This window comes from Streptomyces anulatus, from assembly GCF_000721175.1.
In the GTDB taxonomy this organism is placed as follows: Bacteria; Actinomycetota; Actinomycetes; order Streptomycetales; family Streptomycetaceae; genus Streptomyces; species Streptomyces anulatus_C.
This window is the reverse complement of record NZ_JOEZ01000012.1, coordinates 281,646-303,650: the sequence shown is the minus strand read 5'-3', so window position 1 is coordinate 303,650 and position 22,005 is coordinate 281,646. Positions and strand designations below refer to the sequence as shown.

Annotated in this window: 23 protein-coding genes and 1 pseudogene; 18 read left to right on the top strand and 6 right to left on the bottom strand. The window is 72.0% G+C overall.

Annotation, left to right across the window (positions count from 1 at the left end):
• Positions 1-47 precede the first annotated feature (47 nt).
• From ald to IG90_RS0115965, 9 genes and pseudogenes are all read left to right on the top strand, one after another.
• Positions 48-1,163, top strand: coding sequence for an alanine dehydrogenase (gene ald, locus IG90_RS0116000; protein WP_030584015.1), 1,116 nt, complete (start codon positions 48-50; stop codon positions 1,161-1,163).
• A 367-nt stretch (positions 1,164-1,530) separates the two neighbouring features.
• On the top strand, positions 1,531-2,649 hold the full coding sequence (locus IG90_RS0115995; protein WP_030584011.1) for a ParA family protein: 1,119 nt from the start codon (positions 1,531-1,533) through the stop codon (positions 2,647-2,649).
• On the top strand, positions 2,646-3,212 hold the full coding sequence (locus IG90_RS0115990) for a hypothetical protein (RefSeq protein ID WP_030584009.1): 567 nt from the start codon (positions 2,646-2,648) through the stop codon (positions 3,210-3,212). Before IG90_RS0115995 ends, IG90_RS0115990 begins: the two co-directional genes overlap by 4 nt.
• Positions 3,213-3,295: 83 nt before the next feature.
• Positions 3,296-4,309 (top strand): segregation and condensation protein A, encoded by a 1,014-nt coding sequence (locus IG90_RS0115985; protein ID WP_030584004.1) that lies wholly within the window; start codon positions 3,296-3,298, stop codon positions 4,307-4,309.
• Entirely contained in the window at positions 4,306-4,974 is a 669-nt protein-coding gene (gene scpB, locus IG90_RS0115980) for an SMC-Scp complex subunit ScpB (RefSeq protein ID WP_030584001.1), read from the top strand. Before IG90_RS0115985 ends, scpB begins: the two co-directional genes overlap by 4 nt.
• Positions 4,974-6,338: a pseudouridine synthase gene (locus tag IG90_RS0115975; protein ID WP_030583998.1), complete on the top strand. Its 1,365-nt coding sequence runs from the start codon at positions 4,974-4,976 to the stop codon at positions 6,336-6,338. Before scpB ends, IG90_RS0115975 begins: the two co-directional genes overlap by 1 nt.
• 130 nt (positions 6,339-6,468) lie before the next feature.
• A pseudogene (locus IG90_RS45865) lies at positions 6,469-6,585 on the top strand (AAA family ATPase); the annotation flags it as partial.
• Entirely contained in the window at positions 6,582-7,346 is a 765-nt protein-coding gene (locus IG90_RS0115970; RefSeq protein ID WP_030583995.1) for an NUDIX hydrolase, read from the top strand. The pseudogene IG90_RS45865 and the gene IG90_RS0115970, both read left to right, overlap by 4 nt.
• Positions 7,343-8,368, top strand: coding sequence for an ADP-ribosylglycohydrolase family protein (locus tag IG90_RS0115965; RefSeq protein WP_030583992.1), 1,026 nt, complete (start codon positions 7,343-7,345; stop codon positions 8,366-8,368). The genes IG90_RS0115970 and IG90_RS0115965 overlap by 4 nt, the downstream gene beginning before the upstream one ends.
• Positions 8,369-8,427: 59 nt before the next feature.
• Here IG90_RS0115965 and IG90_RS44830 read toward each other — a convergent pair whose 3' ends face one another.
• A complete protein-coding gene (locus IG90_RS44830; protein ID WP_164494021.1) occupies positions 8,428-8,583 on the bottom strand; it encodes a DUF6131 family protein in 156 nt (51 codons plus the stop codon).
• Positions 8,584-8,725: 142 nt separating this feature from the next.
• Here IG90_RS44830 and IG90_RS0115955 point away from each other — a divergent pair, with 142 nt between their 5' ends.
• Positions 8,726-9,169: an SRPBCC family protein gene (locus tag IG90_RS0115955; RefSeq protein ID WP_030583989.1), complete on the top strand. Its 444-nt coding sequence runs from the start codon at positions 8,726-8,728 to the stop codon at positions 9,167-9,169.
• Here the strand turns inward: IG90_RS0115955 and IG90_RS0115950 are convergent.
• Together IG90_RS0115950 and IG90_RS0115945 are read right to left on the bottom strand one after the other, a co-directional pair.
• Positions 9,135-9,878: a nucleotidyltransferase domain-containing protein gene (locus tag IG90_RS0115950; protein WP_030583987.1), complete on the bottom strand. Its 744-nt coding sequence runs from the start codon at positions 9,876-9,878 to the stop codon at positions 9,135-9,137. The genes IG90_RS0115955 and IG90_RS0115950 overlap by 35 nt on opposite strands.
• A gap of 23 nt (positions 9,879-9,901) precedes the next feature.
• The gene (locus IG90_RS0115945) at positions 9,902-10,339 is read right to left on the bottom strand and encodes a Rieske (2Fe-2S) protein (RefSeq protein WP_030583984.1); all 438 of its coding nucleotides are present in this window, start codon (positions 10,337-10,339) and stop codon (positions 9,902-9,904) included.
• 524 nt (positions 10,340-10,863) lie between these two features.
• Between IG90_RS0115945 and aroH the strand changes: the two genes are divergently transcribed.
• The 5 genes from aroH to der all read left to right on the top strand — a co-directional run bounded on the left by aroH (position 10,864) and on the right by der (position 15,503).
• Complete coding sequence (aroH, locus tag IG90_RS0115940) at positions 10,864-11,226, top strand: chorismate mutase (RefSeq protein WP_030583981.1); 363 nt, start codon at positions 10,864-10,866, stop codon at positions 11,224-11,226.
• The gene (locus IG90_RS0115935; RefSeq protein WP_030583978.1) at positions 11,223-12,308 is read left to right on the top strand and encodes a prephenate dehydrogenase; all 1,086 of its coding nucleotides are present in this window, start codon (positions 11,223-11,225) and stop codon (positions 12,306-12,308) included. The genes aroH and IG90_RS0115935 overlap by 4 nt, the downstream gene beginning before the upstream one ends.
• Positions 12,309-12,616: 308 nt before the next feature.
• Entirely contained in the window at positions 12,617-13,312 is a 696-nt protein-coding gene (cmk, locus tag IG90_RS0115930; RefSeq protein WP_030583975.1) for a (d)CMP kinase, read from the top strand.
• Positions 13,309-13,965 carry a lysophospholipid acyltransferase family protein gene (locus IG90_RS0115925; RefSeq protein ID WP_030583972.1) on the top strand — a complete coding sequence of 219 codons (657 nt, stop codon included), beginning with the start codon at positions 13,309-13,311 and terminating at the stop codon, positions 13,963-13,965. The genes cmk and IG90_RS0115925 overlap by 4 nt, the downstream gene beginning before the upstream one ends.
• A gap of 68 nt (positions 13,966-14,033) precedes the next feature.
• Positions 14,034-15,503, top strand: coding sequence for a ribosome biogenesis GTPase Der (gene der, locus IG90_RS0115920; RefSeq protein ID WP_030583969.1), 1,470 nt, complete (start codon positions 14,034-14,036; stop codon positions 15,501-15,503).
• 89 nt (positions 15,504-15,592) lie between these two features.
• Here der and IG90_RS0115915 read toward each other — a convergent pair whose 3' ends face one another.
• Together IG90_RS0115915 and IG90_RS0115910 are read right to left on the bottom strand one after the other, a co-directional pair.
• Positions 15,593-15,952, bottom strand: a complete 360-nt coding sequence (locus IG90_RS0115915; protein ID WP_030583965.1) for a hypothetical protein — start codon at positions 15,950-15,952, stop codon at positions 15,593-15,595.
• Positions 15,953-16,089: 137 nt separating this feature from the next.
• The gene (locus IG90_RS0115910; RefSeq protein WP_030583962.1) at positions 16,090-16,872 is read right to left on the bottom strand and encodes a hypothetical protein; all 783 of its coding nucleotides are present in this window, start codon (positions 16,870-16,872) and stop codon (positions 16,090-16,092) included.
• Positions 16,873-17,378: 506 nt separating this feature from the next.
• On the opposite strand from IG90_RS0115910, the gene IG90_RS0115905 reads away from it, so the two are divergent.
• The 3 genes from IG90_RS0115905 to IG90_RS0115895 all read left to right on the top strand — a co-directional run bounded on the left by IG90_RS0115905 (position 17,379) and on the right by IG90_RS0115895 (position 20,380).
• Complete coding sequence (locus tag IG90_RS0115905) at positions 17,379-18,662, top strand: glycosyltransferase family 4 protein (protein ID WP_030583959.1); 1,284 nt, start codon at positions 17,379-17,381, stop codon at positions 18,660-18,662.
• A gap of 148 nt (positions 18,663-18,810) precedes the next feature.
• On the top strand, positions 18,811-19,776 hold the full coding sequence (locus IG90_RS0115900; protein WP_030583956.1) for a helix-turn-helix transcriptional regulator: 966 nt from the start codon (positions 18,811-18,813) through the stop codon (positions 19,774-19,776).
• Positions 19,777-20,164: 388 nt separating this feature from the next.
• Complete coding sequence (locus IG90_RS0115895; protein WP_030583953.1) at positions 20,165-20,380, top strand: I78 family peptidase inhibitor; 216 nt, start codon at positions 20,165-20,167, stop codon at positions 20,378-20,380.
• Positions 20,381-20,481: 101 nt separating this feature from the next.
• Here the strand turns inward: IG90_RS0115895 and IG90_RS0115890 are convergent, their stop codons facing one another.
• Positions 20,482-21,507: a phosphatase PAP2 family protein gene (locus IG90_RS0115890; protein ID WP_030583950.1), complete on the bottom strand. Its 1,026-nt coding sequence runs from the start codon at positions 21,505-21,507 to the stop codon at positions 20,482-20,484.
• Between the last annotated feature and the right edge of the window lie 498 nt (positions 21,508-22,005).

Below are 22,005 nucleotides of genomic sequence, written 5' to 3'. Positions count from 1 at the left end.
GCACCGTTGTGCCCGGATGACCCTCCGAGCCAAGGACCGTGATCGACGTGAAGGTCGGCATCCCCCGCGAAGTCAAGAACAACGAGTTCCGGGTGGCGATCACCCCCGCCGGAGTGCATGAGCTCGTCCGTCACGGCCACGAGGTCGTCATCGAGCAGAGCGCCGGCGTCGGCTCGTCCATCACGGACCAGGAGTTCGTCGCCGCCGGTGCGCGGATCCTGCCCACCGCCGACGAGGTCTGGGCCACCGCCGACCTGCTGCTGAAGGTCAAGGAGCCGGTCGCCGAGGAGTACCACCGCCTCCGAAAGGACCAGACGCTCTTCACGTACCTGCACCTCGCCGCCTCCCGCGAGTGCACCGACGCGCTGCTGGCCTCCGGCACCACCGCCATCGCCTACGAGACGGTCGAGACCGCGAACCGCGCCCTCCCGCTGCTCGCCCCGATGTCCGAGGTCGCGGGCCGCCTCGCCCCGCAGGTCGGCGCGTACCACCTGATGCGCTCCGTCGGCGGTCGCGGCGTGCTGCCCGGCGGCGTCCCCGGCACCGCGGCCGGCAAGGCCGTCGTCATCGGCGGCGGCGTCTCCGGCTGGAGTGCCACCCAGATCGCCGTGGGCCTCGGTTTCCACGTCACGCTGCTCGACCGCGACATCAACAAGCTGCGCGAGGCCGACAAGATCTTCGGCACCAAGGTGCAGACCGTCGTCTCCAACGCCTTCGAGCTGGAGAAGGCCGTCGTCGAGGCCGACCTCGTCATCGGCGCCGTCCTGATCCCCGGAGCCAAGGCCCCGAAGCTGGTCACCAACGAGCTCGTCGCCAAGATGAAGCCCGGAAGTGTACTTGTCGACATTGCAATCGACCAGGGTGGCTGCTTCGAGGACTCGCGTCCGACGACCCACGCCGAGCCGACCTTCCAGGTCCACGACTCGGTCTTCTACTGCGTCGCCAACATGCCCGGCGCGGTGCCCCACACCTCCACCTACGCGCTCACCAACGCGACGCTGCCCTACATCGTGGAGCTCGCGAACCGTGGCTGGGCCGACGCCCTGCGCCGCGACGCCGCACTCGCCAAGGGCCTCAACACCCATGAGGGCCAGGTGGTTTACCGCGAGGTGGCCGAGGCGCACGACCTTCCGCACGTCGAGCTGAGCACGCTCCTCGGCTGACGGGTCAACCCCTCCGTCAACATCGCACGTCCGGCCGGACCTTGCCGAGCAAGGTCCGGCCGGACGTGTATCGGGCCCTGTGAGGCCCTTGCGCAACTCGCGTCGAACATAACCCTTTACCCGTTTCGTGCTGCGGTGAAATGTGCGGCTTGGTCGCTGTGCACCCTTGACAGCGAGGCGTTCGATTGCCGACACATCGGGCCGGGTCCGGCGGATTGTGTTGCTGCGGACCGGTGACACGCCATAGAGTCGCCAATCGTCGGCATGGTGCCACGCTGACCTATCGATAAGTTTCCTGGTCACGTCCAAGGAGGTAAGACGACTTGTGAATGAGTCGACAATTACTCCCGGGGGTGGTCAACCAGGGATGCCTGCACGGGGTCTGAGCCCGATCGGGCTCGAAGCTGTCGGCTCCGTCGCTGTCCGCACCTTCGCCACCCAACAGCACATGACGACAGCCCCCCAGATGATGGACGGCCTACACGTGAACGCCATGGCCGGCAACGAGAGCAGCCGGGACACCGACCGCTTCGCCGACTTCGCCGAGGTGCCCGAGGGGCACTTCTACGACCCCGACGCCGAGTACGAGCCCGATCCGGAGTACGCGGCCACCCTCGCGCCCGACGCCGCGCGTCAGCGCCGCGAGCGCATCGGCCCGACCGGACGGCCGCTGCCGTACTTCCCGATCCCGGGCCCCCTGACCGACCACGGCCCCGCGAAGATCATCGCGATGTGCAACCAGAAGGGCGGCGTCGGCAAGACCACGTCGACCATCAACCTGGGCGCCGCGCTCGCGGAGTACGGGCGCCGGGTCCTGCTCGTCGACTTCGACCCGCAGGGCGCGCTCTCCGTCGGCCTCGGGGTCAACCCGATGGAGCTGGACCTCACCGTCTACAACCTGCTCATGGAGCGGGGCATGGCGGCCGACGACGTCCTGCTCAAGACCGCGGTCCCCAACATGGACCTGCTGCCCAGCAACATCGACCTCTCCGCGGCCGAGGTGCAGCTCGTCAGCGAGGTGGCCCGCGAGTCCACGCTCCAGCGCGCCCTGAAGCCGCTGATGGCCGACTACGACTACATCGTGATCGACTGTCAGCCCTCCCTCGGCCTGCTGACCGTGAACGCCCTGACGGCCGCTCACAAGGTCATAGTGCCGCTGGAGTGCGAGTTCTTCGCGCTGCGCGGGGTGGCGCTGCTCACCGAGACCATCGAGAAGGTCCAGGAGCGGCTCAACCCGGAGCTGGAGCTCGACGGCATCCTCGCCACCATGTACGACTCCCGTACGGTGCACAGCCGCGAGGTCCTGGCGCGCGTCGTCGAGGCCTTCGACGAGCACGTCTACCACACGGTCATCGGGCGCACGGTCCGCTTCCCGGAGACCACGGTCGCCGGTGAGCCCATCACCACCTACGCCTCCAACTCGGTCGGCGCAGCCGCCTATCGCCAGCTCGCCAGGGAGGTGCTCGCCCGGTGTCACGCCGAGTGAGTCTGCCGGGGGCCGACGAACTGTTCCGTACCACCGGAGGCGGGATGGGCCTCCAGTCGTCCTCCCCGGCGGAGCGGCGGCGCAAGGCGAACGGCGAGCCGCGGGTGCCCGCACCCGCCGGGGAGAGCGACCCCTCCGGCCAGGCCCCGTCCGCCGACCGTGAGGAGCACGCCGCGGCCGACGCCGACGGCGGCGACCCCCGCGGCCGCGGCGGCGAGGGCGGGCGTTCCCCGTCCGGCAAGGCCGTCTCCGGCGAGCGCCCCGCGTCCTCCGCCGCCCCGGCCGAGCAGCCCCCGGCGGTCCAGCAGCAGCGCAGGCGCGGCGGCGGACGCGGCGCTAACCGCCGCCCCAGCGGCCGGGAACGCCACGACGAGAAGATCACGGTCTACGTCTCCGCCGAGGAGCTGATGGACCTCGAACACGCCCGGCTCGTCCTGCGCGGCGAGCACGGCCTCGCCGTCGACCGCGGCCGCATCGTCCGTGAGGCGGTGGCGGTGGTCCTGGCCGACCTGGAGTCCCGGGGCGACGCGAGCATCCTCGTACGGCGGCTGCGCGGCCGCTGAGCGGCACGGCGCGGGTAGCCTGCCCCGCAGGGCCCGCCGACCGGCGGGACCCGTCCGCGCCGCCGCCCCACCCCTGGACCACCATGCCCACGCCCGCCGACCCCGCCACCCCGCGCCGCCGTGCCCTGGGGCGGGGGCCGGGGGCGGGGGCGCCGCCCGTGGAGGCGGAGGGGGTGGCTCCGGATCCGGAGCCCGTACCCGTACAGGAGCCCGTACCCGTACAGGAGCCCGTACCCGTACAGGAGCCGGAGCCCGTACAAGAGGCGGAGCCGGCGCCGGACGACAAGCGTTTCACCGTCCGGCTGGTGAACTTCGAGGGCCCCTTCGACCTCCTCCTCCAGCTGATCTCCAAGCACAAGCTGGACGTGACCGAGGTCGCCCTGTCGAAGGTCACCGACGAGTTCATGGCGTACATCCGTGCCATGGGCCCCGACTGGGACCTCGACCAGACCACCGAGTTCCTCGTCGTCGCCGCCACGCTGCTCGACCTCAAGGCCGCCCGGCTGCTGCCCGCCGCCGAGGTCGAGGACGAGGCCGACCTCGCGCTCCTGGAGGCGCGGGACCTGCTCTTCGCGCGGCTGCTCCAGTACCGCGCGTACAAGCAGATCGCCGAGATCTTCCAGGGCCGCCTGGAGTCCGAGGCGCGCCGCTACCCCCGTACCGTCGGCCTGGAGGACCACCACGCCGAGCTGCTTCCCGAGGTGGTCATCAGCATCGGGCCCGACGGCTTCGCGAAGCTCGCGGTCAAGGCGATGCGGCCGAAGCCCGAGCCGCAGGTGTACGTCGACCACATCCACGCCCCGCTGGTCAGCGTCCGGGAGCAGGCGGGTCTGGTGGTGGAGCGGCTGCGCGAGGCGGGGAAGGCGGTGAGCTTCGAGGAGCTGACCGCGGACGCGCCGGACACCCTGACCGTGGTGGCCCGCTTCCTGGCCCTGCTGGAGCTGTACCGCGAGAAGGCCGTCACCCTCGACCAGGACGAGGCGCTGGGCGACCTGTCGGTGGCCTGGTGCGGCGGGGCGGACGCGGATCCGGTGGTGACGGACGAGTTCGACCAGGACCTCGACGGGGCGGCTGAAGAGGAGGACGTACGGGAATGAGCGCGCAGCCCACCGCACAGGACGGCGGACCGGACGACGAGGCCGCGGTCGCCGCGCTCGATCTGAAGCCCGCCCTGGAGGCGGTCCTCATGGTCGTCGACGAGCCCGCCACCGTCGACCACCTGGCCAAGGTGCTCCAGCGGCCCCGCAGGGCCGTGGCGGACGCGCTGCGGGAGCTGGCCGACGAGTACACCGTGCAGCGCCGGGGCTTCGAGCTGCGGCTCGTCGCGGGCGGCTGGCGGTTCTACACCCGCCCCGAGTACGCGGCGGCCGTGGAGGGCTTCGTCCTGGACGGCCGGCACGCCCGGCTCACCCAGGCCGCGCTGGAGACGCTGGCGGTGGTCGCGTACCGGCAGCCGGTGAGCCGATCCAGGGTCTCGGCGGTGCGCGGAGTGAACTGCGACGGGGTCATGCGGACCCTCCTCCAGAGGGGCCTGGTGGCGGAGGCGGGCGCGGAACCCGAAACAGGTGCGATCCTGTACAGGACGACGAACTACTTTCTGGAGCGAATGGGCCTGCGCGGCCTGGACGAGCTCCCGGAGCTCGCGCCCTTCCTCCCGGAGGCGGACGCGATCGAGGCTGAGACGCTAGAGGGTGTGCCGTCGTTCGATCCGGACGCACCGGACACCCCGGATACTCACGCAGACGACAAGACGGAATTTTGATGCGAAGCAGTGGCAGGAACAGCGGAAGCGGCAACGGCGGGAGCGGCCGGAGCAGCGGCGGCGGCAACCGGAACCCCCGGAGCGGCGGCGCGGACAGCGGCGGCCGCAGCGGCGGCGGGTCCTTCCGCCAGGGCCAGGGCGGCGGCCCGGGCGGACGCCCCGGCGGCAGCAGCCAGGGCGGCGGCGGACGCGGCGGCAGCAGCCAGGGCGGGCGGCCAGGAGCCTCGGGCGGCCGGCCCACCGGTCAGGGCGGCCGAGGCGGCAGCCAGGGCGGGCGTCCGGGCTCTCAGGACGGCCGCACGAGCTACCAGGGCGGCCGTGACAGCTACCAGGGCGGACGCGACGAGGAGCAGCGCCCCCGCCGTCCCCGCCCCGAGGAGCGCCGCTACGACGTGGGCAACGACGCCCCCGGCGCCCGGACCGAGCAGGACGGCCCCCGCAAGGGCCGCGGCTCGGCGGCCCGCGGCGGCGCCAAGGGCGGCCCGAGGCCCGCACAGGGCGGCGGCGGCCGCAGCGGCGGTTTCCGCCGCGCGGCCCCCTCGCGCCCCCGTGAGCTGGACGCCAAGATCGAGCAGCGCAACCGCGACCGGTATGCGAACAAGCCCGAGATCAACCTCCCCAAGACCCACCCGGGCGCCGAGGAGGAGGGCGAGCGGCTGCAGAAGGTCCTCGCCCGGGCGGGCATGGGCTCGCGCCGCGCGTGCGAGGAGCTGATCGAGCAGTCCCGCGTCGAGGTCAACGGCGAGATCGTCGTCGAGCAGGGCAAGCGCGTCGACGTGCACAAGGACGAGATCAAGGTCGACGGCCTGACCGTCGCCGCCCAGTCCTACCTGTTCTTCGCGCTGAACAAGCCCGCGGGCGTCGTCTCCTCGATGGAGGACCCGGACGGCCGTCAGTGCCTCGGCGACTACGTGACCAACCGCGAGACGCGGCTGTTCCACGTCGGCCGGCTGGACACCGAGACGGAGGGCATCATCATGCTCACCAACCACGGTGAGCTGGCCCATCGCCTCACGCACCCGAAGTACGGCGTGAAGAAGACCTACCTGGCCGCCATCCAGGGCCCCCTGCCGCGCGACCTCGGCAAGCGGCTCAAGGACGGCATCCAGCTGGAGGACGGCTACGCCCGCGCCGACCACTTCCGCGTCGTCGAGAACACCGGCAAGAACTACCTGGTCGAGGTGACCCTCCACGAGGGCCGCAAGCACATCGTGCGCCGGATGCTGGCCGAGGCCGGCTTCCCGGTCGAGCGCCTCGTGCGGACGTCCTTCGGGCCGATCCCGCTGGGCGACCAGAAGTCCGGCTGGCTGCGCCGCCTCACCAACACCGAGGTCGGCATGCTGATGCGCGAGGTAGGCCTCTAGAAAGCTGCTCCTGTCGACGGCCCGCGGGCGGTATCTGTTCGGAAAGTTCGAACAGATACCGGCCGCGGGTCTTTTGTCGTCCCCGCCCGGCCTTTATAGTCAGAGTGACTATTAGCGAGGGAGGGTCCTGCGGTTCATCGAGATCACCGGCCCGCCCGATGCGCGGCTCGCCGCCGCTGTCACCGCCGTCGACGAACTCCTCGCCACCCGCTGGGACTTCGCCGCCCCCCTCCCGGAGGAACGATGAGCACCCCCGCCCCCGAGGGCTACGACCCGCACGCCTATGCCCCGTTCGCGGTCACCGTCGATCTCGCGGTCTTCACCGTCCGCGAGGCCCGGCTGCACGTGCTGCTCGTCGAACGCGGCCAGGAGCCCTTCCGCGGCCGGTGGGCGCTGCCCGGCGGCTTCCTCCTGCCCCGCGAGTCCGCCGAGGACGCCGCCCGCCGCGAACTCGCCGAGGAGACCGGCCTCGGCCCCGGCACCGTCGGCGCCCTCCACCTCGAACAGCTGCGCACCTACACCGACCCGGACCGTGACCCGAGGATGCGGGTCGTCTCCGTCGCCTACGCCGCACTCCTGCCGGACCTGCCCGAACCGCGCGGCGGCGGCGACGCGGCGAGCGCCCGCTGGTGGGACGCGGCCTCCACCGGGCCGCTGGCCTTCGACCACGACCGGATCCTCGCCGACGCCCACGACCGGATCGGCGCCAAGCTCGAGTACAGCTGCCTGGCGACCGCCTTCTGCCCCGCCGAGTTCACCCTCGGCGAGCTGCAGCAGGTCTACGAGACCGTCTGGGGCGTCGAGCTCGACCGTCCCAACTTCCGGCGCAAGGTCCTGAACGTGCCCGGCTTCGTCCAGGCCGTCGAGGGCCCCCCGCGCCGCACCGGCGGACGGGGTAAACCGGCCGCCCTCCACCGGGCGGGCGACGCCACCGCCCTGCACCCGCCGCTCCTGCGCCCGCCCCGCCCCGACGCTCCCCGCTCCGCACCGGAAGGACGAGACAGATGACCATCGCCACCCCGCCCCTCACCAAGCAGGCGGCCACCGGTGTGCTGACCGGGCTCGCGCTCGGGGACGCCCTGGGCTTCCCCACCGAGTTCAACGACGTGCCCGCGATCCTCGCCAAGTTCGGCCCCTGGCGGCAGATGCCTCTCCTGGAGCCCGCCATCGTCTCCGACGACACCCAGATGACGATCGCGCTGGGCCGCGCCATCCGCACCGCCACGGACAGCGGACTGCTCACCCCCGAACGGCTGGTGGGCCCGGTCCGAGAGGAGTTCGTCGCCTGGTACCACTCGCCCGACAACAACCGGGCCCCCGGCAACACCTGCCTCACCGCCTGCCGCCTGCTCGAATTCAACCCGGTCTGGCAGGAGGCCAGTCAGACGCACTCCAAGGGCTGCGGCGCCAACATGCGGGTCGCCCCCGTCGGGCTGGTCCCCGGCCTCAGCGAGGAACAGCGCGCCGGCGCCGCCCAGCTCCAGGCCGCACTCACCCACGGCCACCCCACCGCCCTGGCCGCCTCCGACCTGCTGGCCCGCGCGGTGTTCCTGCTCGCCCAGGGCGCCGAACCCCTCGGCCTGATCGGCCGGCTGCGCAGCTACGCCTACGACAACCGGGGCCGCTACCACACCCGCTGGCTCGGCGACCTCTGGCGCCACGCGGGCGACGCCACCCCGCAGGCGTACATCCAGCGCGGCTGGGACGAGTGCCTGACCGCGCTGGGAGACGTCCAGGACGCGCTGCGCGACCCGTCGCCGGAGACCGACCCGTGCGAGCGGACCGGGGACGGCTGGATCGCCGAGAAAGCCCTCGCCACCGCCCTGCACTGCTTCCTGATGTTCCCCGAGGAGCCCGTCACCGCCCTGCGCCGCGCCGCCTGCACCCGAGGCGACTCCGACTCCATCGCCTGCCTGACCGGAGCGCTGGCCGGCGCGCACCTGGGCGCGGCGGCGTGGCCCAAGGAGTGGTCCGAACGCATCGAGTACCGCAGCGACCTGCTGTCCCTCGCCGCGCTCTGGGACGCCTGAGTCATGCCACCGTCACCGCGACGGCCCCGGGGACCCGCGGGTGCACGGGGCTGGGGCGGTCACCAGTAGTGACGCCTTCCGCCGACCGCGTGCCCGACGGCGCCCAGCACCCACAGCAAGGCACCGATGGCCACGAGGATGATTCCGATGGTCCAGAGAATGGAAAGGCCGGTCAGCAGGCCGATCACCAGGAGAATGATGCCGAGGACGATCATGGGATCCTCCAAACGATCCGTTATCACCGATTATGCTCCTCGATGCGCTGTTTGTCGGGTCAGGTAGCCGCGAATGAGCCGATAACGACCGGGTACGAGGGAGCGGAACCTGCTCCCCGTACGGAAGGTCCGGTGGTCGTCCATGTCCTCCTCACTCGTCGAGACCGTCGACATCAAGGCGCCCGTGGCCGTCGCCTGGTCCCTGTGGAGCGATGTCACCCAGTGGCCGAGGTTCCTGAGCCACGTCCAGCGCGTCGATCCGATCGACGAGCGGCGCTTCGCCTGGCAGCTCTCGCTGCCCGGTGCGGAGAAGCGCTTCGTCGCGGAACTCACCGAGGTGGTCACCGAGGACCGCATCGCCTGGAAGACCACCGAGGGAGTCCACCACGCGGGGGTGGTCACCTTCCACCGGCTCGACGACACATCGAGCCGCGTCACCCTGCAGATCGAGTACGACCCCCGGGGATTCATCGAGCACCTGGGGGCGCTGACCAACCTCGACTCCGCCCTGACCAACTACGACCTGGGCGAATTCCAGAAGCTGGCCGAGCTCACGGCCGCTTCGGGCGGTCCCCGGACGGTGTGAGCCCGGACCGGCCCGGAGCGCGATCGGCCGAAGCCCGCCGGGTCCGGACGAGGAAGTCCTCCACGGCCGCCCGGCCGGGCTCCGGCGGCAGCGGGGAGCGGGCCGCCGCCTCGTCGTTCTCCTCGCCTAGGCGGTTCATCCGGCGCTCCACCTCCGGCCAGGGCACCTCGCCCCGCTTCACCGCCAGCAGTCCCTCCCGGGCCTCACCGACCTCGATGCGCAGCTCGCCCGTACGCAGCAGGTCCCGGCTGCTCGCCAGCAGCCGCAGCAGATGCATCGCGTGCTTCCAGCGCGGCGCGCCATGGACCCGTACGTCGGCCTCCAGCTTCCTCCGCTGGCCCAGCGCGTACCGGACGAACGTGCCGTGCGCGAGCCGGGAGAGGAACGCCCCGCGCAGTGCCAGCAGTTCGCGGCCGGTGTCGTCCACGGACTCCACCAGCGGGGAGTGCAGGCACTCCAGCACGTTCGGGTTGGCCCGCAGCGCCAGCTCGCAGAAGCGTTCCAGCTCCCAGGAGAACTGCTCCGGCGCAGGCCCCTCGACATGCGTCGGCGGCTTCTCGAAGCGCCAGAACAGCGGGGTGGGCGCGAGGAACACACCACGCCGGTCCGTGTCGCTGTCCTCCGTGGCCAGCCCGAACGCGCGCGAGCCCATCACGCAGGCGTAGACCGTGTGGTCGCGTACGAGTGCCTCGTCGGCGGCGGTGATCATGGCGGCGAGGCTACCGGTCCCGCTCAGGTCAGCCGGATCGCGCCCCCCGAGACGCTGATCTGCTCGGCGGGCAGCGGCCGGGTCGCCGGGCCGGCCTCGACCGCCGCGTCCGTGATGCCGTATCTGCTGCCGTGGCAGGGGCAGTTGATGGTGCCGTCGCTCACCGTCGAGACGAGACAGCTCGCATGGGTGCAGACGGCGGAGAACGCCTTGAACTCGCCCTCCTCGGGCTGGGTCACCACCACCTTCCGCTCCTTGAAGACGGTGCCGCCGCCGACCGGGATGTCCGCGGTCCTGGCCAGCTCCACGCCGCCCGCGGCACCCGGTGACGCCCCGTCCGACGTGGGCGGTGTGCCGGTGGCGTCCCCGCCGCCGTCCCCGTCGGAGGATCCGCAGCCGGTGGCCAGTGCCGCGGCGCCCGCCGCTCCCGCGGCCAGCACCGTCCTTCGCCGTGCGTTCATGTGCTCTCCTTCGATGGCAGGCGTGGTGCGGTGGGTGGGGGCCATCGTGGCGGCGGCGGGCCCCCGGATGAAGCAACCGGGCGGGCCGTGCCCCCGACCGGGTGGCGGATGGGGCTCCGACGGCTGCGGGGCCGCCCACGGGTCACGATGGCTCCGGGCCCCTCTCTAGTGCCGCGTCAGCCAAGGTTGACGCGGCACTAGCGAGGAACCCCGGGCCGCCCCACGCACGTCACCGCGCGTCTCACGGACGGAACGCCGTGATCGCGTCCGCCGCGGCCGATCCAGTGCCGTGGCAGGCGACGTTCGCCCCGTCGCGACGCCCGGCACACACTCTCGCCGCCGGCCGAAATCCCGAGTACGTCCAGTACGAGGGCATCGGGCCGGCACCGGGAGCACGCACCGGACGCCACTCCTTGACGGGTAAACGTTGCCTGCCACGGCACTAGGCTGGGAGGAGCAGCCGGCCGCGCCGCGGAGCGCCGGGCCGGCGGCGTGGACGATCGGCGAAGAGCGAGGAGCACGACGTGGCGGTACGAGCGATCCGGGGCGCCGTCCAGCTGGACCGGGACGAGGCCGGACACATGGACCAGCGGGTCGGTGAGCTGCTGACGGCGGTCCTGGAGCGCAACGAGCTCGTCGCCGACGACCTGATCAGCATCTGGTTCACCGCCACCCCGGATCTGCACAGCGACTTCCCGGCCGCCGCCGCCCGGGGCCTCGGCATCGTCGACGTACCCCTCATCTGCGCCCAGGAGCTGGACATCGACGGGGCCATGCCCCGGGTCGTCCGTATCCTCGTGCACGTCGAGACCTATCTCTCGCGCGCCGAGATCAGCCACGTCTACCTCGGCGCCACCGCAACCCTGCGCAAGGACATCGCCCAGTGAGAACCGCCCTCGTCATCGGAACCGGGCTCGTCGGCACCTCCGCCGCCCTCGCGCTGGCCGGCCGCGGCGTCCACGTGCACCTCGTCGACCACGACCCCGCCTCCGCCCGCACCGCGGCCGCGCTCGGCGCCGGTACGGACGAGCCCGCAAAGGGCCGTGTCGACCTGGCGATCGTCGCCGTACCGCCCGCGCACACCGCCGCCGTCCTCGCGACCGCGATGCGCGACGGGGTGGCCCGCGGCTACCTGGACGTCGCCAGCGTCAAGGGTGGCCCGCGCCGCGAGCTGGAGGCGCTCGGCCTCGACCTCACCCCGTACATCGGGACGCATCCGATGGCGGGCAAGGAGCGCTCAGGGCCGCTCGCCGCGACCGCCGACCTCTTCGAGGGCCGCCCCTGGGTCCTCACCCCCACCAGGGACACCGACACCGAGGTGCTCAACCTCGCGCTGGAGCTGGTCGCCCTGTGCCGGGCCGTCCCCGTCGTCATGGACGCCGACGCCCACGACCGGGCCGTGGCCCTCGTCTCGCACACCCCGCAGCTGATCTCCTCGATGGTCGCCGCCCGGCTGGAGGACGCCGACGAGACCGCCGTACGCCTGTGCGGACAGGGCATCCGTGACGTCACCCGGATCGCCGCCTCCGACCCCCGGATGTGGGTGGAGATCCTCTCCGCCAACCCGGGGCCGGTCGCCGACGTCCTCGCCGGGGTCGCCGCCGACCTGGAGGAGACCGTGACCGCGCTGCGCGGCCTGCACTCCGCCGACGAGGAGAAGCGGCGCGCGGGCACCGACGCCATCGAGGACGTCCTGCGCCGCGGCAACGCGGGCCGCGTCCGCGTTCCCGGCAAGCACGGCGCCGCCCCCGCCGCCTACGAGACCGTGGCCGTCCTCATCGGGGACAAGCCGGGCGAGCTGGCCGCGATCTTCGCCGACGCCGGCCGGGCCGGGGTCAACATCGAGGACGTCCGCATCGAGCACGCCACCGGCCAGCAGGCGGGCCTCGTCCAGATCATGGTCGAGCCCAGTGCCGCCCCGGTCCTCGGCGCGGCCCTCCAGGAGCGGGGCTGGTCGATCCGCGGCTGAGAGCCTGTCGGGTGCCTCTGACCGGGCGGCCGCGCCCTGGCAGGCACGCTTCCGGCGTTGCTGAAATGTCCTGGTAGCTCCGCTACGAGGGCCTCTCGGCGCCTTGGAATCGCACGCACCAGAGCGCGTCCGCTTTTCGATCGAAGGCCACCCCACAGGCTCTGAGCCCGGTCCCGCACGACGTGGCGGCACCACCCCCGCCCGGGTGGCCCGCCTCCCCCGTACGGGGTACAAGGGCGCGCCCGGTACTCGGTAACCTGGTACGAGGCCGCCCCCAGGCCCGTCCGCCCCGCCCGTGTACCAGGAAGGTGTCCACCACCGTGGAAACCGCACGCCCCTCCGTGATCGTCGCCATCGACGGGCCCTCGGGCACCGGCAAGTCGAGCACCTCCAAGGCCGTCGCCGCAGCGCTCGGCCTGAGCTACCTGGACACGGGCGCGCAGTACCGGGCCATCACCTGGTGGATGCTGGACAACGGCATCGACGTGAGCGACCCGGAGGAGATCGCGACCGCCGCCGCCAAGCCCGTGATCGTCTCCGGCACCGACCCCGCCGCCCCGACGATCACCGTCGACGGCGAGGACGCCTCCGGGCCGATCCGTACGCAGGAGGTCACCTCCAAGGTCAGCGCCGTCAGCGCGGTTCCCGAGGTGCGCACGCTCATCACCGCACTCCAGCGCTCCATCGCCGCGGCCGCGACCGGCGGCATCGTCGTCGAGGGCCGGGACATCGGCACCACCGTGCTGCCCGACGCCGACCTCAAGATCTTCCTCACCGCCTCCCCGGAGGCCCGCGCCGCCCGGCGCAGCGGCGAGGTCAAGGGCTCCGACCTGAGCGCCACCCGCGAGGCCCTGATCAAGCGGGACGCGGCCGACTCCGGCCGCAAGACCTCGCCGCTCGCCAAGGCGGCCGACGCCGTCGAGGTGGACACCACCGAGCTGACCCTCCAGCAGGTCATCGAGTGCGTCGTCACCCTCGTCGAGGGGAAGCGGGTCGCCGCGTGAGCGATGCCACAGGCGCGCCCACGCTGCGCGGAGCGGCCGTCGGGCGGTCCATCGGCATCGGCCTGATGTACGGGCTGTTCAAACCCAGGGTCCTCGGCGCGTGGCGCGTGCCCGCCGCCGGACCCGTCATACTCGCGGTGAACCACTCCCACAACATCGACGGACCGATGCTGATGGGCACCGCACCCCGGCCGGTGCACTTCCTGATCAAGAAGGAGGCGTTCGTCGGCCCCCTCGACCCGTTCCTGCACGGGATCGGCCAGATCGAGGTGGACCGTACGACCGTCGACCGCACCGCCATCAGCCACGCGCTCGGCGTACTGGAGGACGGCGGCGTCCTCGGGATCTTCCCGGAGGGCACCCGGGGCGAAGGAGACTTCGCCTCGCTGCGGGCCGGACTCGCGTACTTCGCGGTTCGGGGCGGGGCGCCCATCGTCCCCGTCGCCGTCCTGGGAAGCACCGAGCGCCGCGGACGGTTGATACGAGGGCTGCCCCCGCTGCGCAGCCGGGTCGACGTCGTCTTCGGCGACGCGTTCGACGCGAGCGCCGGTGACGGGCGGCGTACGCGCAAGGCGCTGGACGAGGCGACCCTGCGGATCCAGGCGAAGCTCACCGCGCACCTGGAAAGCGCCAAGCGCCTCACCGGGCGCTAGGCGAGACTTGAGTAGTGGACCGCGCTGATCGCGGTCCATCGATGATGATGTAAAGAGGAACGGACTTCATGAACGACCAGATTCACTCCGACGGCTCGGGCCACGAGCACGGAGCACTTGGCGATGCCGAGTTCGCGGAGTTCATGGAGCTCGCCGCGCAGGAAGGCTTCGATGCCGAGGAGGTCGAGGGCGCCCTCGACGAGGCCGGTCACGGCCCGCTCCCCGTGCTCGCCGTCGTCGGCCGCCCCAATGTCGGCAAGTCGACCCTGGTGAACCGGATCATCGGCCGCCGCGAGGCCGTCGTCCAGGACAAGCCCGGCGTCACCCGCGACCGCGTCAGCTACGAGGCCGAATGGGCCGGACGCCGCTTCAAGGTCGTCGACACCGGCGGCTGGGAGCAGGACGTGCTGGGCCTCGACGCCTCCGTCGCCGCCCAGGCCGAGTACGCCATCGAGACGGCCGACGCGGTCGTCTTCGTCGTCGACTCGACCGTCGGCGCCACCGACACCGACGAGGCCGTCGTCAAGCTGCTGCGCCGGGCCGGCAAGCCCGTCGTCCTCTGCGCCAACAAGGTCGACGGCCAGAGCGGCGAGGCGGACGCCAGCGCCCTGTGGTCGCTGGGCCTCGGCGAGCCCTACCCGGTCTCCTCGCTGCACGGCCGCGGCACCGGCGACATGCTGGACGCGGTCCTGGAGGCCCTGCCGGACGCCCCGGCCCAGAAGTTCGGCACCGCGCTCGGCGGCCCCCGCCGGATCGCCCTGATCGGCCGCCCGAACGTCGGCAAGTCCTCCCTGCTGAACAAGGTCGCGGGCGAGGACCGGGTCGTCGTCAACGAGCAGGCCGGCACCACCCGGGACCCGGTCGACGAGCTGATCAAGCTCGGCGGCATCACCTGGAAGTTCATCGACACGGCCGGCATCCGGCGCCGCGTACACCTCCAGGAGGGCGCGGACTACTACGCCTCGCTGCGTACGGCCGCCGCCGTGGAGAAGGCCGAGGTCGCCGTCGTCCTGATCGACTCCAGCGAGTCCATCAGCGTCCAGGACCAGCGCATCATCACCATGGCCGTGGAGGCCGGACGCGCCCTCGTCGTCGCGTTCAACAAGTGGGACACCCTCGACGAGGAGCGCCGCTACTACCTGGAGCGCGAGATCGAGACGGAGCTCGCGCAGATCTCCTGGGCCCCGCGCGTCAACGTCTCGGCCCTCACCGGTCGGCACATGGAGAAGCTGGTCCCGGCGATCGAGACCGCGATCGAGGGCTGGGAGACCCGCGTTCCCACCGGCCGGCTCAACGCCTTCCTCGGTGAGATCGTCGCCTCCCACCCGCACCCGATCCGCGGCGGCAAGCAGCCGCGCATCCTCTTCGGCACCCAGGCGGGCACCAAGCCGCCGCGCTTCGTGCTCTTCGCCTCCGGCTTCCTGGAGCACGGCTACCGCCGCTTCGTCGAGCGCCGGCTGCGCGAGGAGTTCGGATTCGAGGGCACTCCGATCCACATCTCCGTCCGGGTCCGCGAGAAGCGCGGCCGCAACAAGTAGCACCTGCACACGACGAAGCCCCGGACCGCTCGCGAGAGGCGAGCGGTCCGGGGCTTCGTCATGGGGCGTGCGGCCTTCGCCGGCGGGCGTCAGGAATCCCGCGACCCCGGCGGCAGCACCGCGGGCCGGGGCCGCCCCGCATGCCGGCCCACCCGCTGCCAGGAGCCGAGGCTGCCGGTGTGCTGGCTCTGCCCGCTGCTCCCGGTGGTCCCGCTGGTCGCGCTCTGGCCGTTGTGCCCGCCGTGGCCGCTGTGCCCGGAGGGAGCGGGGTGACCGCTCAGCGGTGCCCTGGAGGCGAAGAGACCGGCGCCGAAGGCCGGGAACCCGAGATTCTCCTCGCCGCTCCGGTCGCCAGGCAACGCCCGGAACGAGCGCCGGTACTCGGAGTACAGCGCGTCGTAGATCGGGGTGGGGGACACGCCCCCCGACGGATCCTGCGAAGGACGCATGGCGGGGATCTGACTCTGATGCTGGCGGGAGGAGTCGTATGAGTGCACGTAGGTGCCAACGACCTCACCGCCCGTCGGATGCGGCCCCGCCGGAGAAAACGCTGTTCGGCGAGGGTGCCCGAGCTGGGCGGACATGCTCAGGTCCCGGCCAGCGGCATCGAGGCGGCGACCAGGAGACCGTTGACCGCGGCCTTCTCCAGTGCGTCCCGGAGCAGGTCCTCGCGCGGCTGCTGGCCGATGGTGCCGGCCGGGGCGGCGAAGACGAGGACCGTCTGCGACTTGCTGACCGCGGCCCGCCAACCGTCGGTCACCTGGAGCGGCTGGTGGGCCTGCCACCAGGCGACCGGGTTGCCGCCACCGGCGCTCGGCTGCAGCACGGCGTGCAGCTGGCCCACTGCCAGTAGCACGGACCAGCCGGCAAGGACCTCCGGCAGCCGGTTCAGGTCGGGGGCGGGACGGAAGCCCTGCTCCAGCAGCAGCTGGAGGAACTCGTCGCCCCCGCTGCCGTCGGTGCCGGGCCGGGCGACCGGGCCGGTCGGTTCGACGACCAGGGCCGGGCGGAGATCGTCCTCGATGAGGACGAGTCCGCTGGTGATGCCGAGGACGGCCTGTTCGGGCATGAGCCCCTCCGTATTCTTCTGCTCGCTGCCGGTGATGCTGCGCACCGCGCCCTGGAGCTGGTCCTCCGCGACCTTGACGACCTGCGAGGGGATGCACGTCGCGTGGGCGAACGCGAGGACGGCGGTCTCGTCGCCGATGAACAGCACCGTGCTGGTGCGTTCCTGGTCGGAGTCGCCGGGGGTGCGGCAGGAGGTGCAGTCGTAACTGCCCGGGGCGTTGTCGCCGACGAGCAGCCGGTCGGCTTCGTCGTCGCCGATCTCGGCACGTACGTCCTGACTGACGTCGAGCATGCGCGGCACGGGGGCTCCTCGAACTCGGTGCGTGGGCCGGGTGGTTCCCGGCTCATGAAGAGACAACGCGGGATCCGTGGCCGGGGTCACGCACCGGGGCGGACGGAAGTGGGGAACAGGTCGACACGTCGGTACGTCGAGCAGTCGACGTACGGGGTTCCGCGCGTTCGGCGTACGGCTGTCGCGTCCCTCCGGGAAGTTTTGCCCGGACGCAGGCAACCTACTGGCATTGCCCTACGTCAAGCTCGAAGGAAAGCGTTGGCCAACGGATGGCGGGCAGGTGACTGGTTTACCGCACCGGTGGCCCGCGGACGCGGTCCCGTCACTTCCGGGCCCCGCGGCCATCCGGATCAGCAGATTCCGGAAACCGCAGGTCAGTGGGGGTTCCGGCGGCGGAACGGGGATCCCGTGCGCGCTTTTTCGGATGCTCCGGGATTCCCGGTGCAATCCGGGCGGAAATCCGCCCGGAAGTACGGTCCTGACAGGCCGGGTCGACAGGGGGAAACAGCGACACCATGCATATTTCTTTTCTACTGCACAATGCCTATGGAATCGGAGGAACCATCCGGACGACGTTCACGCTCGCCCGTACGCTCGCCGAGCACCACGACGTCGAGATCGTGTCCGTCTTCCGGCACCGTGACGCCCCCGTCCTCGGCGCACCCGAGGGTGTGACGATGCGTCACCTCGTCGACCTGCGGAAGAAGAGCGCGACGTACGACGGCGGCGACGCCGAACACGCCCGGCCCGCCGTGGTGTTCCCGCGCGGGGACAGCAGGCACAAGCAGTACAGCAGGCTCACCGACGCCCGTGTCGCCGCCCATCTCCGGGGCATCGAGGCGGACGTCGTCGTCGGCACCCGCCCCGGCCTCAACGTGCACCTGAGCAGGCAGACCCGCCGCGGACCGGTGCGCGTCGGGCAGGAGCACCTGACGCTCGACAGCCACAGCTACCGGCTGCGCCGCGAGATCGCCCACCGGTACACGCTGCTCGACGCGCTGACCACCGTCACCCGTGCCGACGCGGACGACTACCGCAGCCGGCTGAAGCTGCCGGGCCTGCGGATCGAGACCATCCCCAACGCCGTGCCCGAGCCCGCCGGTCCGCCCGCGGGCGGCGACCTGAAGTGGGTCGTCGCGGCGGGCCGGCTGCACCGGGTCAAGCGCTACGACCTCCTCGTGCGGGCCTTCGCCCAGGTTTCCGCGGCCCGCCCGGACTGGCGGCTGCGCATCTACGGCGGCGGGGACGCGACCGGCAACGAACAGGCGGCGCTGCGCACCCTCATCGACGAACTGGGCCTGCACGAGAAGGTGTTCCTGATGGGGTCGGTCAACCCGATGGAGGCCGAGTGGCCCAAGGGGTCGATCGCCGCCGTCACTTCGGACCGCGAGTCCTTCGGCATGACGATCGTCGAGGCGATGCGCGGCGGTCTGCCGGTCGTCGCCACGAACTGCCCGCACGGGCCGGCCGAGATCATCGAGGACGGCGTCGACGGGCGCCTGGTGCCGGTCGGCGACCCGGACGCGATCGCCGCCGCGCTGCTCCAGCTGATCGAGGACGACGAACTGCGCCACCGGATGGGCGGGGCCGCGCTGAGCGCCTCGGCCCGCTTCGACCCGGCGCGGATCGCCGAGCGCCACGAGAGCCTGTTCGCCGAGCTGGTCGCCCGAGGCACCCAGGGGAGCGGCCACAGCGCCCTGCGCACCGCCCTGCACCGCACCCGGGGCGGCGTCCTCGACGGGGCCTACGCCCTGCGCTACAAGGTCGCCGACGTGCTCCGCAAGGGGAAGCCCGCGTGACCCCTCCCGTCCTCTCCCGGCCGCGCCGCCGATCCGGCCGGGAGAGATGACGGGGGAGACGACGGGACAGCGGACAGGGATGCCCGGGTGAGAGGGATTCCGGGGCAGCGGACAGATGCTGTCCGCTGTCCCTGGCAGACTCGCCCGCATGTTGGAGACCTCGGCACGACTGCTGCGCCTGCTCTCACTGCTGCAGGCCCACCGGGACTGGTCCGGCGCCGATCTGGCCGACCGGCTCGGCGTCACTCCGCGCACCGTCCGCCGGGACGTCGACAAGCTGCGCGATCTCGGCTACCCGGTGAACGCCAGCCGTGGAACCGGCGGCGGCTACCAGCTCGGGGCGGGCGCCGAGCTGCCGCCGCTGCTGCTGGACGACGAGGAGGCCGTCGCGGTCGCCGTCGGTCTGCGCACGGCCGCCGGGCAAGGCATCGAGGGCATCGGCGAGACCTCCGTACGCGCGCTGGCCAAGCTCGAACAGGTGCTGCCGAACCGGCTGCGCCGAAGGGTGAGCGCCCTCGGCGCGTTCACCGTGCCGATGCTGCGCGGCCCGGAGGACTCCGCAGTCGACCCCGGTGTGCTCACCGAGCTGGCGGGCGCCTGCCGGGACGCCGAGCAGCTCCGGTTCGCCTACCGGTCCCACGGCGGGGAGCTCTCGCGCCGTACGGTCGAACCGCACCGGCTCGTCTGCACCGAGCGCCGCTGGTATCTGGTGGCCTGGGACCTGGAGCGGGCGGACTGGCGCACGTTCCGGGTGGACCGGATCACCCCGACCCCGCCGCACGGCCCTCGTTTCGCCCCGCGCACCCCGCCCGCTGAGGATCTGGCGGCGTACGTCTCCCGGGGCGTCGCGGTCTCGGCGTACGCGGCCCGGTCCGTGATCCTTCTGAAGGCCCCGCTCGCGGAGGCCGCCCGGCGGGTGTCGCCGTCCGCTGGGGTGCTGGAGGCCGTGGACGACGACACCTGCCGGCTGACCGCGGGTGCGCCGGACCTCACCGTGCTGGTGATCCATGTGCTGATGATGGGGATCGATTTCGAGGTGATCGAGCCGCCCGAGCTGTCCGAGGTCCTGCGGGAGGCGCGGGACCGGCTCACGCGTGCGCTCGAGGGACCGTGAGACTCCGTCCCGTGAGATGTTCCCCCTCACCCCGTCCGGCGGGCGGCGTGAGGGAAACGTAACGAAAGGAAAGGCCGGTTTAAGGGTGCGGGAAATTCCGGTGTCCCGGCCCTTAGGGCGGTACTCACCGCGATGGCAGAAGAGGCAGGTCGCCCCGTGATTCCGGAAGGTTTCCGGTACCCCCGTCACGCCGGTGAACGGGGTTCTCGGTTATTGCGTACAGATGCTTCCGGCCGGGCCGTTCGAGTGAATGGAAACGCATGGAAACGCGTATACGTGTGTGGGGATCCTGTGACACAAGCGTGACCGCCACGGCATGTGGAGATGCAGGGGAAGCCCGTTCCGGTCCGGCCTTCCGTCACGGTCCGGGGCCGCCTACGGTGAAGGCATGGCATCTCTACCGACCCCTCCAGCACAGCCGGACGACGCCGCCGAGTCGTACGTCGGCCTCGCCGTCGACGCCGCCGAGCGGCAGGCCAGGAGCCGCGGCTGGGACACGGTCCGGGCCGTTCCCCCGGGCACCTTCCTCACCATGGAGTTCCGCCACGGCCGCATCAACTTCCAGGTCGAGGACGGCACCGTGACGCGCTGCTGGGTGGGCTGACCCGCAGGCCGCACCAGGGTGCCCCCGACGGCCGAAGGCCCCGACCGCGGTCGGGGCCTTCGGCCGTCGGGCATCCCCGTGGTTCCGGGGGAGCGGTGTGGTCAGCCGCCGGACATCGGGCGGGCCGGGCTGCCGGCGGCGCGCGGGCCGCGCTCGGTGTGCGGCGGCGGACGGCGGACGCCCGCCGGGGCGACCGGCATCCCGCCCGGACGCGCCGGGTGCCCCCCGTGGGCCCGCGCTCTGGCGCCCGCCGCCGGATGTCCGGCGGGGAGCACCGGCTCGACCGGGGCGGTCACCGCCTCGGCGGTGAGGCCGTCGGTGGCCATCGACTGCGGCAGCAGCACCGGCTGCGGCCCGGCCTCCGCCCCGGTCACGGTCGCCGGACGGGCGTCGCCGCGACGCTCCCGCAACCGCTCGCGCATCGCGAAGATCCAGGCCTCGGTCCGGGCGATCAGCGGCTCGAACCAGGGTAGCGCCAGCAGGATGAGCAGCCCGGCCGCCCAGCCCAGCACGACATCGCTCAGCCAGTGCGTACCGATGTACACGGTGGTCAGGCCGACGCCCAGCGAGACCGTCGCCGACACCGCCGACAGATAGCGCCTGGCGCGTGGCGTGGTGGCCAGATAGGCGAGGATTCCCCAGGTCACGACGGCGTTCGCGGTGTGCCCGGAAGGGAATATATCGCCGCCGGCGAACATCTCGGCCGAGCCGATCTGGGTCGCGTAGTGCGGGCCCAGACGTCCGAGCCCCAGCTTGACCGCGCCCACCGTCACATTGAGCAGCAGCAGGGACGTGCCGAGGACCAGCAGCGGCCGGAGCGTGTGCTGACGCCAGGAGCGCCAGCCCAGCCAGCAGGCGACCATCACCGCCGTGGGGCCGCGCTGGCCGAGCACGACGTAGTAGTCCAGGAAGGCGTGGAGTTCGGGCCACTGCTGGTAGGGCCGGAACAGCATGACCTTCCAGTCCAGGGCCACCAGCCAGGACGTGATCAGCACCGCCCAGACGATGGCGAGATAGAACGCCAACGTCCCGCCGAAGAGGGCGATGCGGTGACGGCTCATCCGCGGTGCCTCTATCTTCGGCGGTTCCGGCTCCCGGTCCAGCCGGGCAAAGATGTCGGTACGCACCCAATCGACGTTACAGCGAGTGAGTGTGTGAGCAGGCCAATCCGGGCTCTTTGTGATGACGATGTGATGTGGACTTTGTCTCGGAACGGCGTCTTTTCCGGGCCCGCCGAAGAATCTCCGTGATCTTGCGCCCAATAGTCCGCCGGTTCCGATCGCAAGCGTGTTTGATCTCTCGAAAAAGGGGCCGCACGGGAATCCGCGGCAATTGATCCCGCCATTCGGGGGAGGCGCACGCCGTCGCGCCGCGTCCCGCCCCGAGCGCCCGGACCCCCGCCCCGACGGAGCTCCGCGGCCCCTCGGACGGGAGCCCCCGACCCGGCCCGGAATGGCGTACGCCACACTGTGCGGCGGACCGGGGTATGACGTGGACCACGTCTGACCACACCGAACTCGCGTACGCTGACGGATCACTCGCCCGCCGATGCCGGGCCCGAGGGACGCACACCCCACGTCACCGTCGGTCCGCCGAGCGCGAGGGACTCATCGGGAGGTACGCAG

What these genes read in the sequence shown, in the direction of transcription:
- der (WP_030583969.1), top strand. Translation starts at nt 14,034, where the DNA reads ATGAACGACCAGATTCACTCCGACGGCTCGGGCCACGAGCACGGAGCA.
- IG90_RS0115985 (WP_030584004.1), top strand. Translation starts at nt 3,296, where the DNA reads ATGCCCACGCCCGCCGACCCCGCCACCCCGCGCCGCCGTGCCCTGGGG.
- IG90_RS0115915 (WP_030583965.1), bottom strand. Translation starts at nt 15,952, where the DNA reads ATGCGTCCTTCGCAGGATCCGTCGGGGGGCGTGTCCCCCACCCCGATC.
- IG90_RS0115995 (WP_030584011.1), top strand. Translation starts at nt 1,531, where the DNA reads ATGCCTGCACGGGGTCTGAGCCCGATCGGGCTCGAAGCTGTCGGCTCC.
- IG90_RS0115895 (WP_030583953.1), top strand. Translation starts at nt 20,165, where the DNA reads ATGGCATCTCTACCGACCCCTCCAGCACAGCCGGACGACGCCGCCGAG.
- IG90_RS0115955 (WP_030583989.1), top strand. Translation starts at nt 8,726, where the DNA reads ATGTCCTCCTCACTCGTCGAGACCGTCGACATCAAGGCGCCCGTGGCC.
- IG90_RS0115950 (WP_030583987.1), bottom strand. Translation starts at nt 9,878, where the DNA reads ATGATCACCGCCGCCGACGAGGCACTCGTACGCGACCACACGGTCTAC.
- scpB (WP_030584001.1), top strand. Translation starts at nt 4,306, where the DNA reads ATGAGCGCGCAGCCCACCGCACAGGACGGCGGACCGGACGACGAGGCC.
- IG90_RS0115945 (WP_030583984.1), bottom strand. Translation starts at nt 10,339, where the DNA reads ATGAACGCACGGCGAAGGACGGTGCTGGCCGCGGGAGCGGCGGGCGCC.
- IG90_RS0115970 (WP_030583995.1), top strand. Translation starts at nt 6,582, where the DNA reads ATGAGCACCCCCGCCCCCGAGGGCTACGACCCGCACGCCTATGCCCCG.
- IG90_RS0115975 (WP_030583998.1), top strand. Translation starts at nt 4,974, where the DNA reads ATGCGAAGCAGTGGCAGGAACAGCGGAAGCGGCAACGGCGGGAGCGGC.
- IG90_RS44830 (WP_164494021.1), bottom strand. Translation starts at nt 8,583, where the DNA reads ATGATCGTCCTCGGCATCATTCTCCTGGTGATCGGCCTGCTGACCGGC.
- IG90_RS0115900 (WP_030583956.1), top strand. Translation starts at nt 18,811, where the DNA reads ATGTTGGAGACCTCGGCACGACTGCTGCGCCTGCTCTCACTGCTGCAG.
- IG90_RS0115965 (WP_030583992.1), top strand. Translation starts at nt 7,343, where the DNA reads ATGACCATCGCCACCCCGCCCCTCACCAAGCAGGCGGCCACCGGTGTG.
- IG90_RS0115905 (WP_030583959.1), top strand. Translation starts at nt 17,379, where the DNA reads ATGCATATTTCTTTTCTACTGCACAATGCCTATGGAATCGGAGGAACC.